Annotated in this window: 15 protein-coding genes, 7 tRNA genes and 1 riboswitch; of the genes, 3 read left to right on the top strand and 19 right to left on the bottom strand. The window is 44.1% G+C overall.

Annotated elements, in window-relative coordinates; translation table 11 throughout:
* Window positions 1-34: 34 nt before the first annotated feature.
* Both R8695_RS02080 and R8695_RS02075 read right to left on the bottom strand, forming a co-directional pair.
* Window positions 35-2194, bottom strand: a complete 2160-nt coding sequence (locus tag R8695_RS02080) for an ADP-ribosylglycohydrolase family protein (RefSeq protein WP_243139534.1) — start codon at window positions 2192-2194, stop codon at window positions 35-37.
* Window positions 2195-2567: 373 nt separating this feature from the next.
* On the bottom strand, window positions 2568-2942 hold the full coding sequence (locus tag R8695_RS02075) for a BlaI/MecI/CopY family transcriptional regulator (RefSeq protein ID WP_118510607.1): 375 nt from the start codon (window positions 2940-2942) through the stop codon (window positions 2568-2570).
* Window positions 2943-3163: 221 nt separating this feature from the next.
* A riboswitch (purine riboswitch) is annotated at window positions 3164-3259 on the top strand.
* Between the two features lie 73 nt (window positions 3260-3332).
* Here R8695_RS02075 and R8695_RS02070 point away from each other — a divergent pair.
* The 3 genes from R8695_RS02070 to R8695_RS02060 all read left to right on the top strand — a co-directional run bounded on the left by R8695_RS02070 (window position 3333) and on the right by R8695_RS02060 (window position 7220).
* Entirely contained in the window at window positions 3333-4610 is a 1278-nt protein-coding gene (locus R8695_RS02070; protein ID WP_118510609.1) for an amidohydrolase family protein, read from the top strand.
* Window positions 4611-4660: 50 nt separating this feature from the next.
* A complete protein-coding gene (locus R8695_RS02065) occupies window positions 4661-6037 on the top strand; it encodes an NCS2 family permease (protein ID WP_154780428.1) in 1377 nt (458 codons plus the stop codon).
* A gap of 268 nt (window positions 6038-6305) precedes the next feature.
* The gene (locus tag R8695_RS02060) at window positions 6306-7220 is read left to right on the top strand and encodes a DMT family transporter (protein ID WP_118510659.1); all 915 of its coding nucleotides are present in this window, start codon (window positions 6306-6308) and stop codon (window positions 7218-7220) included.
* A gap of 78 nt (window positions 7221-7298) precedes the next feature.
* On the opposite strand, the gene R8695_RS02055 is transcribed toward R8695_RS02060, so the two are convergent.
* From R8695_RS02055 to R8695_RS01975, 17 genes are all read right to left on the bottom strand, one after another.
* Window positions 7299-7679 carry a metal-dependent transcriptional regulator gene (locus R8695_RS02055; RefSeq protein ID WP_118510613.1) on the bottom strand — a complete coding sequence of 127 codons (381 nt, stop codon included), beginning with the start codon at window positions 7677-7679 and terminating at the stop codon, window positions 7299-7301.
* Between the two features lie 95 nt (window positions 7680-7774).
* Window positions 7775-8491, bottom strand: a complete 717-nt coding sequence (gene deoD, locus R8695_RS02050; protein WP_118510615.1) for a purine-nucleoside phosphorylase — start codon at window positions 8489-8491, stop codon at window positions 7775-7777.
* A gap of 65 nt (window positions 8492-8556) precedes the next feature.
* Window positions 8557-9273 (bottom strand): sigma-70 family RNA polymerase sigma factor, encoded by a 717-nt coding sequence (locus R8695_RS02045; RefSeq protein WP_118510617.1) that lies wholly within the window; start codon window positions 9271-9273, stop codon window positions 8557-8559.
* Window positions 9274-9459: 186 nt separating this feature from the next.
* A tRNA-Leu gene (locus R8695_RS02040) sits at window positions 9460-9540 on the bottom strand.
* A 79-nt stretch (window positions 9541-9619) separates the two neighbouring features.
* Window positions 9620-9692: transfer RNA gene (locus tag R8695_RS02035), tRNA-Lys, on the bottom strand.
* Between the two features lie 9 nt (window positions 9693-9701).
* A tRNA-Gln gene (locus tag R8695_RS02030) sits at window positions 9702-9773 on the bottom strand.
* Between the two features lie 9 nt (window positions 9774-9782).
* Window positions 9783-9856: transfer RNA gene (locus R8695_RS02025), tRNA-His, on the bottom strand.
* Between the two features lie 5 nt (window positions 9857-9861).
* Window positions 9862-9935, bottom strand: a tRNA-Arg gene (locus R8695_RS02020).
* Window positions 9936-9957: 22 nt separating this feature from the next.
* Window positions 9958-10028 (bottom strand) — tRNA-Gly (locus R8695_RS02015).
* A 34-nt stretch (window positions 10029-10062) separates the two neighbouring features.
* Window positions 10063-10137, bottom strand: a tRNA-Pro gene (locus R8695_RS02010).
* Between the two features lie 328 nt (window positions 10138-10465).
* A complete protein-coding gene (locus tag R8695_RS02005) occupies window positions 10466-10945 on the bottom strand; it encodes a metallophosphoesterase family protein (protein ID WP_118510619.1) in 480 nt (159 codons plus the stop codon).
* Window positions 10946-11539, bottom strand: coding sequence for an XTP/dITP diphosphatase (locus tag R8695_RS02000; RefSeq protein WP_154780430.1), 594 nt, complete (start codon window positions 11537-11539; stop codon window positions 10946-10948). It abuts the gene before it with no gap.
* A 64-nt stretch (window positions 11540-11603) separates the two neighbouring features.
* Window positions 11604-12755, bottom strand: a complete 1152-nt coding sequence (locus R8695_RS01995; protein ID WP_118510623.1) for a THUMP domain-containing class I SAM-dependent RNA methyltransferase — start codon at window positions 12753-12755, stop codon at window positions 11604-11606.
* Between the two features lie 26 nt (window positions 12756-12781).
* A complete protein-coding gene (gene yfcE, locus R8695_RS01990; protein ID WP_154780431.1) occupies window positions 12782-13324 on the bottom strand; it encodes a phosphodiesterase in 543 nt (180 codons plus the stop codon).
* A gap of 149 nt (window positions 13325-13473) precedes the next feature.
* On the bottom strand, window positions 13474-13785 hold the full coding sequence (locus R8695_RS01985) for a rhodanese-like domain-containing protein (RefSeq protein ID WP_154780432.1): 312 nt from the start codon (window positions 13783-13785) through the stop codon (window positions 13474-13476).
* Between the two features lie 226 nt (window positions 13786-14011).
* Window positions 14012-14212 carry a hypothetical protein gene (locus tag R8695_RS01980; protein ID WP_118510629.1) on the bottom strand — a complete coding sequence of 67 codons (201 nt, stop codon included), beginning with the start codon at window positions 14210-14212 and terminating at the stop codon, window positions 14012-14014.
* 615 nt (window positions 14213-14827) lie between these two features.
* Window positions 14828-16432: a xylulokinase gene (locus tag R8695_RS01975; protein ID WP_154780433.1), complete on the bottom strand. Its 1605-nt coding sequence runs from the start codon at window positions 16430-16432 to the stop codon at window positions 14828-14830.
* Window positions 16433-16475: the final 43 nt, after the last annotated feature.

Raw genomic sequence — 16475 nt, 5'->3', positions numbered from 1 at the left:
CAAGCTGGCAGTGGCAGGTCAGGTCCCGTAGATTTCAGAAATTCCCGTGCACAGCCATTTTACTGCAGCTACAATGGCTTCCGTTCTGTACAGAAATGCCCACAGCCCCTTCCAGATATGGCCTTTCCACATCAGTCACTTCAAGAAGCTTTTGATCATCTACCCACAAAATCAGTCTGCTTCCCTCAACGCTGACGCAAAGATGATATTCTTTTTCTTTCTCCCAGGCAAAGTCACATTGGCTCAGAATCCGATATCCATTTTCATTTTTCAGAATTGCTGCCCGTCCGTCCGCCAGAAATCCAGCTGCATAAGATCGTATTCCTCCCTGCACCCTTACATTCATCATATGCCAGTCTCCCGTATGAGGGGTCAGCCAGAATTCAGCCGTATAATCCTTCCAGTTATGACTGCCCGTATATGCCTCTCCGAAATCGCAGCAGGATAAATGAAGATTTCCATCTGCCAGATAGAAAAGCCCCTTCAATTTGGTAAACTGCGTAATTTCGCGATGAACCGGAGTCCACACTTCTTCCTCTTCTTTTCTCATTTCGACAGAATAATCAGGAGTTCCGTCCGTATAAAAATCATCCAAAAGTACTGTAACCTGCTGTGCAGATCCTCTTTCCCCGCCTACATGGACGCAGAATCCCACTTCATCCAGAAGCGCACCTTCCATGGCAGGAATCACAAACTCCAGCTGTTTCCACTGACCTTTCTCCAACACCACTGCATCTCCCTGATAAATCCTGTCGCCACGCACTTCATGTACATAAAGACTTACCTGCAAATCTGACAGTCCATATTCCGGCACCATTACACTTCCATGAACAGTCTGTCCCGGATAAACCAGCGGAGAAAATGCAGGATCATAACGGCTGTCATGAAAATCTGCCGGTCTGTAATAGGTCTTTTTATATACCAGAACATTTTCTCCGGATTCCATCCTGTTCGCCGTTACTTTCAAAGAACGGTTTCCAAACGCAGCGGATTCATCTGTGTTCATCAGATGATACTCCGGTTTCGGATAATCATCTCCCTTATTTAGGTGTTCTATCCTCACACGCATGACATGGGTAGAGCCCGGAAATTCAAAATGGCAGCTTTCAATCTTATCTTCTGCGATTTTATCATATGGAGCCGGCAGTTTTTCCCCTGCCAGTTCAGCTGCCAGTTTCGCAATATAACATGCACCGTAAGGAATATCCATGATATTACGACTGCCCACAACACTGGAGCATGCCAGAAAATCATTGACCGGCTCACGCCACTTGCGATAATCAATTCCATCCAGTCCATTTCTGACTCCCATGATCGTTGCGATGTTTCCCACATTGCAGTCAGTATCCCATCCACATCGATTGCAGATCTGCAATGTATCAGAGAAGTCCCCGTTACCATACAGCAAAGCAAGTATCATCACTGCCGTATTCGGAATGATATGGCACATGCCTGGATATTTATCATATCCATAATTATCACGTATAAATTTCCAGCAATCCTTCCAGTTGTTCGGATTTTTTTTATGATAATCCATGACCACTCTGACAATCTTTGCATAATCGCAGTTTTCCGGAATATAACTGAGTCCTTTTTCCAGTATTTTGTTCATATCAGATTCCACAAATGCATAGCTAATGCACACAGCCACAAAAATACCTCCATGGATTCCGTCTCCGCCATGAGTAACACTTGCTGCTTTCCGTGCAAGTTTTGCCGCTATATCCGGATTCCCAGGTGTAACCAATCCCCAGGTATCAATAAAAATCTGACCACCAATCTGTTCTGCAGTTGTTTTTCCATTCTGTTCAATGCTTCCGCTTTCCGGAGCTTTGATTCCATTTCTCAGATTCAGATATGCTGTATGTTCTGTTGATACTCCATAACCGCCCCACCAGAAAAATCCATGTTCAAAAGGTGCATAATTCAATAAAGCCTCTGCCACATCCTGCGCTTTCATTTCGGAACCTTTCCCACAATCTTCCAGTGCTCTAAGAAAAAACAGTGGGCCATTGCTATCATCATCTGCCGCAAAATCTCTGTAATCCACCAGATATCCATCTGTTTCTCCATAAATATCCTCAATCTGCCGCTGGCTCCAACCCTCTACCGGAGCTCCCAGACGAATGCCGATTATTTTTGCAAGCCATCCGGCATAAATGTGTTCTATGTACTCTTTTTTCATAATATTCATAGTCTTTTTTCCTCTTCATGTTGTATGATTAAAATCAATATTTCAAGGCTGCATTTTCTTCTTTGCAAATCATTATACAGAAATAATATCATACTTATTCTTTTTGTCAATTATATTTATTTTTATTTCAATTCAGCCATTTATTTTTGTATATTTTTCATAAATTTTCTGCGATTTTTTGCATTTAAACCTGCTCCTATGAGATATTATGCACAGATTATTTTTTACCATTTTACTGTTTTACTTTTTATTTTACAAATATGCACCCTGTCAGACGCAAACAGCACCAGGTAATCTTTACACATAAATCTGTTAAAATGCAAAAAAGCCGCCGAAACCGGCAACTTTTTTATGTTATGATTTTTATGATCTTTTATCTGCTTCTTAACTCTGCTCTTTTATGATCCAGAAGAGTCTGAAGTTCGTTCAGGTCAGCCTCTGTGATCCCTTCTGTCTCCAGCAGCGCATGCATCATTTCCACCGGAGTGATTTTCCTTCTCTCCGCATTATTCTTCAGATATGTCTCCCTGGAAAGAAGCGGTCTGTAATTTCTCGCATAAACCTTTCCATTCATGGAAGTCCCTGCTACCTCGATCAGTTTCTCTTTCAAAAGAAGCTCCAGACATCTGCGCACTGTTGGCATCTTTAACTCTGGTGCTATTTCATTGATCTCAAAAGCAGACAGAGGTTTTCCCTCTTCCCAAAGCACATTCATAACATCATAACGTTTACCCTTTAATATGTCCATTTTAAGATCTACCTCCATATTTAACCAGATATTATTATAATAAAGAACTATCAGATTAATTACAATTACAAAGCCCTTACACTCATTTACAGAGCATTTACAAATTTATATCATTTCTTTGATATTTTTGTCATAAAATAGATTATTTCTTATTTCATATATTCCATAATCAAAAAAACAAAAGAATTGACAGTTAACTGGAAATATTTTATAATAATTTTATAAACAATAATCAGGAAACTTATATATGTCCATAATTGGTTGGATGTTTCTACCAACTACCGTAATAGTTGTCTATAAGTTTTGTCATCTTAAGGGACAGGCATAGATAAGACATCTTCGGTAGATTTTTTTTGCCTTTCCTTATTGTAAGAAAGAGAGGGAATGATCATGAGCAGAGAAATATTCGCACTAAAGGGAACCATCTGTTACAGCACTTCTCCCACAGAACTTTCCATTACCGAGGGAGGATATGTGGTCTGTGAAAACGGACACTGCGCTGGTGTTTTTCCAGAACTTCCGGACAGATACAGGCAGATTCCATGTACAGATTTCGGAGATGAACTGATCATCCCGGGCCTGACAGATCTGCACATTCACGCTCCCCAGTACACATTCCGGGCATCTGGCATGGATCTGGAACTGCTGGACTGGCTGAATACCATCACCTTTCCCCAGGAAGCCCGCTATGAGGACACAGAGTTTGCCAGAGCAGCCTATACCATTTTCGCGGAAGATCTGAAAAAAGGCCCCAATACCCGTGCCTGTATTTTCGGAACTCTCCATGTTCCTGCCACAGAAATTCTGATGGAACTTCTGAACCAGACCGGTCTGAAAACCATGGTTGGCAAAGTAAACATGGATCGAAACGGTTCTCCTGTCCTGCAGGAAACCAGCGCCCAGGCTTCTGCAGATGCTACCCTGTCCTGGCTTGAAGATACCCTGACGAAATTCGAAAATGTAAAACCGATCCTGACACCAAGATTTATCCCATCCTGTTCCGACGAACTGATGGAAAAACTTTCCGCGCTCCAGCAGAAATATCATCTGCCGGTGCAGTCCCATCTCTCTGAAAACCTGGGTGAAATTGCCTGGGTACAGGAACTTTGCCCAGATACACATTTCTACGGCGAAGCTTACAGTCGGTTCGGATTGTTCGGAGGGGATTGTCCGACGATTATGGCTCACTGTGTTCACTCCTCTGACGAAGAGATCGCACTTATGAAAAAACAGGGCGTTTATATCGCCCATTGTCCACAGTCCAACATCAACCTCTCTTCCGGCATCGCTCCTGTAAGGCGGTATCTGGATGAAGGACTGCATGTCGGACTTGGTTCTGACGTCGCAGGTGGAACCTGTTCTTCCATTCTGCGCGCTATGGCTGATGCCATTCAGGTTTCCAAACTGTACTGGCGGCTCATTGATTCTTCCATGAAACCGCTGACGCTGGAGGAAGCTTTTTATATGGGTACAGAAGGCGGCGGCTCCTTCTTCGGAAAAGCCGGAAGTTTTAAGGAGGGTTATGAATTCGATGCAGTTGTCCTGAACAGCTCCACCATTCCCACCCCTCTGAAGCTCTCTCCGAAAGACAGGCTGGAAAGACTTGTCTACCTTTCCGACGACCGCAACATCTCCGCCAAATACACAGCCGGACGAAAGATTCTGTAACTGCAGGAAATACGGAAACACCGGCAATACAATAAAAAGGGGGAAAGATTATGAATCTTAACAAACTGTTTCACCTGAAAGAAAACCACACAGATGTAAAGACCGAGATCATGGCTGGTATCACTACCTTTATGACAATGGCTTACATCCTGGCGGTAAATCCGAACATCCTGTCCGCATCAGGAATGGACCGGGGTTCCATTTTTACAGCCACAGCATTATCCGCATTTATCGCAACCTGCCTGATGGCACTTCTTTCCAATTATCCGTTCGTCCTTGCCCCGGGTATGGGACTGAACGCTTATTTCACCTACACGGTAGTCCTGGGTATGGGATATACCTGGCAGCAGGCTCTGGCAGCTGTTTTTGCAGAGGGTATCATCTTTATCCTCCTGTCACTGACCAATGTTCGTGAAGCTATTTTCAATGCCATCCCTATGAACCTGAAACACGCAGTATCTGTTGGTATCGGACTTTTCATCGCATTTATCGGTCTGCAGAATGCCAAGATCGTTGTAAACAACGATTCTACACTGGTATCTGTTTTCTCCTTTAAATCCTCAGCTGCCAACGGAACCTTCCATACAGAGGGAATCACAGTTCTCCTGGCACTGATCGGAGTCCTGATCACTGCTATTTTCCTGGTAAAAAATGTAAAGGGCGGTATCCTCTGGGGTATCCTTCTTACATGGATCCTGGGTATCCTCTGCCAGCTTACAGGCATTTACAGACCTGACGTGGAAGCAGGATGGTACAGCCTCCTTCCTGATTTTTCCGCAGGAATCTCTGTTCCAAGTATGGCACCGACTTTTATGAAAATGGATTTCTCCATTGTATTCTCACTTGATTTCATTGTGATCATGTTTGCATTCCTTTTCGTAGACATGTTCGACACACTGGGAACACTGATCGGTGTTGCTTCCAAAGCAGACATGCTGGACAAAGACGGCAAACTTCCGAAGATCAAAGGCGCCCTGCTCTCTGATGCAGTAGGAACCACAGTGGGCGCAATATGCGGTACCTCCACTGTTACCACTTTCGTAGAAAGTGCTTCCGGTGTTGCAGAAGGCGGACGTACAGGGCTTACCTCCCTGGTTGCAGCCATCCTTTTCGGACTGTCCCTGTTCCTGTCACCGATTTTCCTGGCTATCCCGTCCTTCGCTACTGCTCCGGCACTGATCATCGTAGGATTCCTGATGCTTACTTCTGTGACCAAGATTGATTTCAACGATATGACAGAAGCGATCCCGGCATTTATCGCCATCATCGCCATGCCTTTCCTGTACAGCATCTCTGAAGGTATCTCCATGGGAGTTATCTCTTACGTGATCATCAACGTAGTTACAGGCAAAGCCAACGAGAAAAAGATCAGCGCCCTGATGTATGTGCTGGCTGTTTTGTTCATCCTGAAATATATCTTTATCTGATTCAGCTATCAGGATTAAGATCAGATAATCAGATAAAAGAAGCCTCCTGCAGGGGCTTCTTTTTTTGTTGCTATAATCTTCTTTTACTTTCTTACTCTGTGTTGTATAATTATGAAAGTATTTATTCATTTTACAATCAGTATGATACTTACAGATTATACTGTTTCTATCCACACTGTATGAATAAATATTTTGTATTATCCACATTTTATACATTTCATTTACACATTATTTAAGGAAGGATTTTTTACAAATGCAAAAACAACAGATACCTTTAAAGAATTCCCTGTTCCTGCTGCTCGCGGCTGTTATCTGGGGCATCGCTTTTGTGGCTCAAAGCGTGGGAATGGACTATGTGGGTGGATTCACCTTTAACGCAGTCCGTTCTCTCATCGGATCAGCTGTACTGGTTCCTCTCATACTTATTCCCGGGCAAAAAAATTCTGATAACTCCGAAATCTCAGAAGCAGCTGCCAGCACCACATCCGGTATTCAGAAACGAAAAGATCTGATCATCGGCGGTATTTCCTGCGGGATCTGCCTCTGTCTGGCAAGTAATTTCCAGCAGTTCGGCATTAAATATACCACTGTGGGAAAAGCCGGATTTATTACTGCCTGTTATATCGTAATCGTACCGATCATCGGACTGTTTCTTGGCAAAAAATGCAGCAAATTTATCTGGGCTGCTGTTGCTATGGCATTGATCGGTCTTTACCTTCTGTGCATTACAGATGGATTTTCCATTGGAAAAGGCGACCTGCTTGTACTGGTCTGTGCGTTTTTATTCTCCATACATATTCTGGTCATTGATCACTTTTCTCCGAAAGCAGATGGAGTAAAACTTTCCTGTATCCAGTTTCTGACCTGCGGGATCCTGTCTGCCATCCCTGCCCTGATCCTGGAACATCCCCAGGTTTCCTCTATTCTGGCAGCATGGCAGCCCATCCTTTATGCAGGTGTCATGTCCTGCGGTGTTGCCTATACTCTGCAGGTCATCGGTCAGAAGAACATGAACCCCACTGTGGCATCCCTGATCCTCAGTATGGAGTCCTGCATCTCCGTACTTGCCGGATGGATCATCCTTGGACAGCAGCTAAGCGCAAAAGAAATCCTTGGATGTGTGATCATGTTTGCAGCTATCATCCTTGCCCAGCTTCCTCAGAAGGATACCTCCCAGGTATAAAACGGCTTATGCTTCTTATATAAAAACAGGCGCTGTACAGCTTTTCCACTGTATAGCGCCTGTTTTTATGAATCTGTTTTACTCAACTTTACCAACGTTCTTATGGAAGTGTTCTTTTATCTTCGCGAAACTCTCATCGCTGAGGTCATGCTCTAACTTACACGCATCTTCTCTGGCGATCTCCGGATCTACCCCAAGGTACTCAAGCATCTTGCTTAATACCGTGTGTCTTTCATAAATATGAACCGCGATCTGTTCCCCTTTCTCAAGAAGTGTAACTGTTCCATACCTGTCCATGGCAATATAATCATCTTCCCGAAGCAGTTTCATGGCATGGCTTACACTCGGCTTAGACACCCCCAACATTGTGGCAATATCAATGGAGCGGACTGCCCCGCCCTGTTTCGACAGAACCAGAATTGCCTCTAAATAATCCTCTGCTGATTTTCTGATTTGCATTCAAAATACCTCCCGTGATATTTTTATGTTAACACAAAAAGGCATTTTTTTCAATGTTCCTTGTTGAGAACAGTAATCACTTAACGGTATCTTAGTTATCGTTCACACGCTACAGAAAGAGCAATCTCCATCATTTTCCGGAAGGATGTCTGTCTCTCCTCTGCTGAGATCGCTTCGTCTTTGAAAATGTGGTCGGAAATCGTCAGGATGCCTACTGCCTTTTTGCCAGCTCTGGCTGCGTTCATGAAGAGGGCTGCGCACTCCATCTCTGTACAGAGCACGCCCATTTTCCTCCAGGCTGCAGCTGCATTGGGATTATCATTGTAAAATGCATCGGAAGACATTACATTTCCAACACGTACCGGTGTGCCCAGTTTTCTGGCTGCCTGTACTGCCTTTTCCACAAGTTCATAGCTTGCTGTGGGTGCAAAAGTTCCAGGGAGGCAGAACTGTGATGCATAGTTGGAATCCGTGCATGCTCCCAGTGCGATCACCACATCCATTACGTTCACATCGTCCTGAAGGCCTCCAGCAGACCCGATACGGATAATTTCATCTACATCATAGAAATTGTACAGCTCATAGGTATAAATGCCTGCTGAGGGCATTCCCATGCCCGCTCCCATGACTGATACACATTCTCCTTTATAGGTTCCCGTATACCCAAGCATATTCCGGACTGTATTAAAACACACCGGATTCTCCAGATAATTGTCTGCAATAAATTTCGCACGCAGGGGATCTCCCGGCATCAGAACTTTCTTTGCTATGTCTCCTTTTTTCGCTGCATTATGGGGTGTTGGAATACACATATTGCTCTTTCCTCCTTTAATAAATTCTCATGCTCTGCAAATGCTGTATCATCGGCCTGAAAACGTTATTTGTCATCTCCTGTAAGGCGAAGCACATCACGGATCTCTTCTTCATCCATATCCAGAATGATCGCCAGCTCTTCCACACTGAACTTCGAGTTTTCATCGTCTTCGTCCTCTGTGAGTTCACGGACAGCAGCCTCCAGTTTCTCCACCTTTGCTACCAGATAATCGTCTTCAAACTTTCTCTGTGTCTGCTCTTCAATAGCATGGCGGATTCCTGCCCGGATCCTTCCCATGAACCAGTTGTCATCCTTCTCATCTTCTGTTTCCTCTCCTACTGCCATCAGAAGGCTGATATTGGCCTCCTGGATCAGGTCAGCCAAGAAAATCTCCTCACAGTTCATCTCTGCTGCCATTTTCGCTGCTGCAGGAAGATATTTCAGGTACAGCTCTGTCTGTCCTTCCCCTGCCTTCTGTTCCTCAAGACCTTCCAGATACTCTTTCAGGTATTCTTCCTCCTCAGGGGTCAGCGGGACTTTCTGTTCCTGCTCTTCCGGCTCTGTCTCCTGTTCCTCCCCTGATGTATGAAGAGCAACCTCTGCTCCCTCGATAGTAATACCTTTCAGCTTCAGATACTGCAGGATCTTGATCAGCTGAGATTTATCCAAATCCATTTCACCGAAACATTCCTTTATCTGCTGAGGTTTTAATATCTTTCCACTTTTTTCTCCAAGCTCACAGATTTCTGCCAGCTTTTCCTGAAATTTCTGTATATCCATGATGTTCTTACTCCTTTTTTACTGCTGTCGGATTTCCGTCCGGCCTTTTTATATTTTTACTATAATCAATGGCAGCAGACTATGCAACCTCAATTTCTGCTTCTGCCTGTATCTCTCTCTTCCGATATGACAAAAAAGTACCGATTCTGAGATATTTCTCATTCTACGGTACTTTTCTGTTTCTACTGCGGATAACAGGACTTGAACCTGCACGGGATGCCCACTGGTACCTAAAACCAGCGCGTCTGCCAATTCCGCCATATCCGCATTTCCTGTTTCACATCTCTGTGAAATATTTTTTTATAAAAACAGCGGAAATCTTATCAAAAGATTTCCGCTGTTTTAATGAAGCATCGGGGATTCGAACCCCGGACAACTTGATTAAAAGTCAAGTGCTCTACCAACTGAGCTAATGCTCCATATTAAGACTGGGCTAGCTGGATTCGAACCAGCGAATGCAGCAGTCAAAGTGCTGTGCCTTACCGCTTGGCGATAGCCCAAAGGCGAAGGGTGGATACAGGGATTCGAACCCTGGGCCTCCAGAGCCACAATCTGGCGCGCTAACCAACTGCGCTATACCCACCACAGCGTGCCTGAAGGGATTCGAACCCCCGACCCACGGCTTAGAAGGCCGTTGCTCTATCCAGCTGAGCTACAGACACATTTCTCTGTCACATACAGAGAAGCGGGTGATGGGAATCGAACCCACGTATCTAGCTTGGAAGGCTAGTGTTCTACCATTGAACTACACCCGCATTTCGCTGAAACGGTAATGTTGTGTTACAGCAGTCGGGGTGACAGGATTCGAACCTGCGGCCTCCTGGTCCCAAACCAGGCGCTCTAGCCAAGCTGAGCCACACCCCGCTGTTTCTTTATTTATTTGTGCTTCGTTGTCCGACGCAAGACATATTATATGGTAAACGGGGACAAATGTCAACACCTTTTTTTCAATTTTTTTATTTTTTTTCAAAAATATATTTTCCGAAGATGTACAGAATCCCGGAAAGCCAATAAAATCAAGGGTTTCCGGGATTTTAAGTATCCCGGAAAAAATCCTCTTTTTTCCTGTTTTCAGGTCTTTTTTTCTAAAAAGTGCTGAATTTTTTCAAAAAAATATTTTTTTTGAGCAACTTCGTCTTTTTATATTCTGGAACAATATGGAGTTATTTTGTTGCTATATAATGGATCAAAATCATAAATATTTTAATTCAACCTGCAAATCTTTTCCTGCTTCTGCTTCCATAACCGCATAACTTGGTCTGCGTCCCCGCTGCCGTGGGAAGGTCAGGCTTCCCGGATTCACTGTCAGGATCCCTTTGACCACTTCCTCTTCCGGACAATGGGTATGACCGAAAAATACTGCCTCACAATCTCTGGCTGCCGCAGCATCCGCCACTCCTTCTGTAGTCATGGATACCCCATAAAGATGTCCATGGGTCACGAAGATCCTGTGCCCTTCAATTTCAACCACATCTTCTCTGGGAAGATCCGAGAAAAAGTCATTATTCCCTGCCACAATACAGCAGGGACATTCTGCAAGTGCTTCAATAAAGATCTCTCTGCCTTCCACATCTCCGCAGTGGATCAGATAATCGAAAGGTACTTCCTGATATACTGCCCTTTCCAGATTTTCATCTTTTCCATGAGTGTCGCTGACGATCAATACTTTCATTTATTCCAGCCCTTCCAGTTCTGTCCTGATCGCCTGCAAAGCCTTTCCTCTGTGGCTGATCTTATTCTTCTCTTCCATGGCAAGTTCTGCGGAAGTACATCCATATTCCGGAAGATAAAAGATCGGGTCATAGCCGAAGCCGTTTGCCCCTTTTTCTTCATATCCGATACGGCCTTCCATTGTGCCCCGTACTGTTTTTATAGTTCCGTTTGGAAATGCTGCTGCTACCGCACACACAAATCTTGCTGTACGCTTTTCGTCCGGCACTCCTTCCAGACGCTGGATCAGGCTGGCGTTTTTAATATGATAGGAAGTGTCTTCTCCCATATAACGCGCAGAATAGATTCCTGGTTCTTTATTGAGATAATCGATCTCCAGTCCGGAATCGTCTGCCAGTGTGATCTCCCCTGTTATCTCACAGATTGTTCTGGCTTTGATCACTGCATTTTCTTCGAATGTAGAGCCGTCTTCCACAATATCTGCATGGATTCCTGCCTCTTTCATGGAAACCACTTCTACATCCATATCTGCCAGGATTTCCCTGATCTCTCTCATCTTATCCTGGTTTCCTGTTGCAAAGATTATTTTTTTCATGATTTTCGTTTCCTTTTTATCTTAACTTCTGACTCTGTTGTTTCAGATTGTATCCTGAATTCTGTTATTTCTGGTTCTTTTTCGGCGGACGCGGGCCCAGGAACTGATAATAATAGGTTTTCAGCATTCCATTATAGATCTTACGGTTCTTATCCGCTTTTCTGCCAATGTCATTCTCTGCCTTCTCATAGGATGTGATTAGATACATGGACCATTTATCCAGTCTTGCATAGCTTTCACCGATCTCTCGATAAAGCTGTGCCAGATTCTCTTTCTCTTCCAGTCGTTCCCCGTATGGCGGGTTTGTGATGATAAATCCGTACGGTTTCGGGTGGCGGAGTTCTTTTACCGGGCGCTGCTGGAAATGGATCAGCTTGTCCACTCCTGCCATCTTCGCATTAGCGCGGGCTGCTTTCAACGCCTCGGGATCTATGTCAAATCCCTGGATATCTGTATCAATATTGAGATTTACTCTGTCCTGTGCTTCCTCGTTCGCTTCATACCAGCATTTTCGCGGAACCAGATGTTTCCAGTCTTCCGCAAGGAAAGAACGGTTCATTCCCGGCGCGATATCTGCTGCCATCATAGCCGCTTCAATTGGAAATGTGCCGCTTCCGCAGAAAGGATCTACCAGGATCCTGTCTTTATTCCATGGAGTGAGCATGATCAGTGCAGACGCAAGTGTCTCTGTGATCGGAGCCTTCACTATCATCTTGCGGTAGCCTCTTTTGTGCAGGGACACACCGGAAGTATCGATGCCGATGGTTGCCACATCTTTCATAAAAGCCACACGGATAGGGAAGCTTGCGCCGTCTTCCTCGAACCAGGATACGCCGTAAACACCCTTCAGACGTTCTACAATGGCTTTTTTCATAATCGACTGAATATCAGATGGGCTGAACAGTTTACTCTTTACTGAGTTGGCTTTTGCCACCCAGAATTTGCCATCCTTGGGAATATAGTTTTCCCACGGAAGGGCCTTGGTCTTCTCAAAAAGTTCATCGAAGGTTTCTGCTTTTACCTCTGCCACCTTCAGCAGGATTCTTTCTGTGGAGCGCAGAAAGACATTGGCATCTGCGATACCCTGGGCATCAGCCTCAAAGGTCACCTTGCCGTCTTCTACCTTAACAATCTCATAGCCCAGATCCAGGATTTCCCTTTTCAGTACTGCCTCCATGCCGAAATGGCAGGGTGCGATCAGTTCAAATTTTTCCATTCTTTATCCTCTCTAAAAATATGATGTTACAGGTGAATACTCTTTACGATATTTCCATCAAAGTCTTTGATCATGAAGATTCCATTTTCAAAGATTGCATAAGTAGGAGGATTTCCCTCTTTCGGAATGGAAACAGAGCCCGGATTCAGCAGTGTATAACTTTCCTTTTTCTCTGCCCTGAGCACATGTGTGTGGCCGTGGATCAGAATATCCCCCTCCTGAAGTGGCGGCAGATTGTTTTCATTATAGACATGTCCGTGGGTAGCATAAAAAGTTCTGCCATCCAGGTTAAGAATGCAGTAATCTGCCATTACCGGGAACTGGAGCACCATCTGATCTACTTCAGCCTCACAGTTGCCTCGTACTGCATAGATTTCTTTCTTCATATCATTCAGCATGGGAATGACTTCCTTGGGTGCGTATTCTCTCGGAAGGTCATTTCTGGGTCCATGATAAAGCAGATCACCCAGCAATACCAGGCGGTCTGCTTTTTCTTCTTTATAGGCATTCAGCATTTTTCTGCAATAATAGGCAGAGCCATGTACATCTGACGCAAACATATATTTCATGATCGTAATTCTCCTCTTTAAACATTGCCGCCTGCTCTCAGTAGCCTTTCATCTCCTGCAGGTCCAAGGCAGTCTTATCTCCTGACAGTCCGGCATATGGATTTCCTGCGGTTTTCCGTCACCGCATCCTATCTCTTACCTTATCATGCTTATGAGAAAATTACAAGATTTCTTCCCCGATATGCTTCAAATCCGCCGATAACCGACCTGGTTCTGTGTCCTTTTCTGGCAAGCTGCCGTGCCAGACGCAGGCTGGCTCCTCCACGGTCGCAGTACATCACCAGGATTTTATCCTTTGGAAAAAGGGCATAGCTGTCCGCTTCTTCATATGGAATGTTAACTGCACCTCTCACATGACTTTTATTGAACTCTTCTCTTTCCCTGAGATCTATGATCAGTGAATCTCTGCGGTCCACATAATAATCCAGCATTTTTGCAGAAATAGTTTCCACCGGAAACATGGCAGACTCCTTTTTGTTATATCCTATGCCGGAGATGGCCGGATTGCTCACCTGGAGATTACTGTCAGGATCTTCCGTGACATAATTCCTCGCCGACGCAGTTCGATCCTGCCCGGAGAGCTTTTTGAATCATAGAAATGATACGGAATAATTTTCCAGGTATAAAAATACAGCAGGACAATATAAAACTGCCCTGCTGCATTTCTATTTTTCATTTTTGTATGAATCAGTACTGCTCGTCTTCTTCTGATCTGTAGGACTGAGAAGTTTTGTTTTTCGCCTTATTGCCTGCCTTATTTCTGCAGTCCGACTCATTTTTGCTTCTTAAATTGTCTGTACGGTTCATTTCGTCCCCGTAGCTGTTCTTATTTGAGCTTCCTGCATAATTTCTGCTGTTTTTGCTTTCATATTCATAGTTTTTTGCCATTTTTCATTCCTCCTAATGCGGTTTCTAAGGGAAAGTCCCGGTTTTCCCGGAAAACCCTCACAATTTTTAATGACAATACTATTATTCCAAAAACCCTTCGGAATATTCATCAAAAAATGTTGCTTTTTTCACCAAGCTATATTATAATCGTAGATGTAAAAAAAATTTACCCTTCAATAATTTTTTTTACATAAACCCCTTATTTAATTATTTATACTCCCCTCGAAAGGCCTGGCAGCTCCCCTGCCGGGTCTTTCTCTTTATATTTGCAAAAATTTCTGTAAATAAGCCCCGTGACATAAAAAAGCCATAAATACGCGGCAGGTATCCGTGTGTTTATGGCTTTTTTCTATATTTTTCTTTTCCTTTTTATTTTCTTATTTTCATACGCGCCAGAGAACGTGTTTCGAAGTCTGTCTGATCACAGTTATGATGTTTCACTCCTCTCATAGGTTCTTTCTCGGACTTGATAGGTCTATTTTACAACTTTTTGTCGTACACCTCAATATGTGGCAAAAAATGTGGCAGACTTTTTTATATCAGACTAATTTTCTATGAAATGTAAAAGGCATCCTGCCCCATTTTCAGAGGAGAATGCCTTTCTTTTTCATATATTTACCAGATTTTTGATTCTACAGCTGCTTTTTCAATGGAAAGTCCTTTCATGTAACGCTCCATAAATGCGTTAAATCCAGCCACACCTTCCGGTTTCGGATCCAGTGTGCTGCTTTCCTGATCTGCGAATACCTTATTGTCAAGGAATGCTTCCAGAGTTTCGCCTTCTTCTTTGTTTACAAGATAAGAAGCAAGAAGTGCGATTCCCCATGCGCCGCCTTCACCTGCAGTGGACATTACAGATACCGGTGCATTTACTGCGTCTGCCAGGATCTGCTGTCCTACACCTTTGGTCTTGAATAATCCACCATGTCCCAGGAGACGGTCTACTTTTACATTCTCTTTCTCGAACAGAAGGTTCAGACCTACTCTCATGGCACCAAGACATGTATACAGATTGGTTCTCATGAAGTTTGCAAGATTGAATTTGCTCTCTGGGGAACGTACAAATAACGGACGTCCTTCTTCGAATCCTGTCATATGCTCGCCTGAGAAGTAGCAGTAAGACAGAAGTTCGCCGCAGTCCGGATCACCTTCCAGAGCTTTGTTGTAAAGGGTTCCGAAAAGTTTGTTCATATCTACTTCCATACCCATAGCTTCTGCAAATTCTTTAAATATATTTACCCATGCATTCAGGTCAGAAGTGCAGTTGTTGGAATGAGCCATAGCTACCAGATGTCCGGATGGAGTGGTAACCATATCAATCTCTTTATACGGTCTGGAAAGTTCTTTCTCCAGTACGATCATTGCGAATACAGAAGTTCCTGCGGAAACGTTACCTGTACGGACTGCAACACTGTTTGTGGCAACCATACCTGTTCCTGCGTCACCTTCCGGAGGACACATCGGGATTCCGGCTTTCAGTTTACCGGTTACGTCCAGGAGTTTTGCACCTTCTTCTGTCAGGACACCTGCATCTTCACCTGCAACAAGTGCTTTCGGCATAATGTCACGGAATTTCCATGAAAATCCGTAAGGAGCTACCAGTTCGTCGAATTTATCAACCATTTCCTGGTTATAATCTGCTTTTGTTGTATCGATCGGGAACATACCTGCTGCATCGCCGATTCCCAGAACTTTCTTTCCTGTCAGCTTCCAGTGAACATAAGCTTCCAGAGTTGCAATATAATCGATATCCTTTACATGCTCCTCTCCGTTCAGGATTGCCTGATACAAATGGGCAATGCTCCATCTCTGAGGAATATTATAGTTAAACAGTTCCATCAGCTTCTCACTGGCCTCTGCAGTGATATTATTTCTCCATGTACGGAATGGTACAAGAAGCTCGCCCTCTTTATTAAAAGGCATATAACCATGCATCATGGCACTGATACCCAGTGCACCTACAGATTCCAGTTCTACATCATATTTCGCTTTTACATCCTTCGCCATATCCTGATAGCAGTCCTGGATACCTGTCCAGATATCTTCCAGGCTGTATGTCCAGACTCCGTTTTCGTAACGGTTTTCCCACTCATGTCCGCCGGATGCGATCGGCTGATTTTTATCATCCACAAGTACTGCCTTGATTCTGGTGGATCCGAACTCAATACCAAGTGCTGTTTTGTTTGCAAGGATCGCTGCTTTTGCTTCTGCTGTTCCCATTTATGTAAACCTCCCATAATCTTATTCGGGGCTGCCGCCCGTA

It is taken from the genome of Blautia luti (assembly GCF_033096465.1).
GTDB classification, from domain to species: Bacteria; Bacillota; Clostridia; order Lachnospirales; family Lachnospiraceae; genus Blautia_A; species Blautia_A luti.
This window is presented reverse-complemented; position numbering and strand designations above follow the sequence as displayed.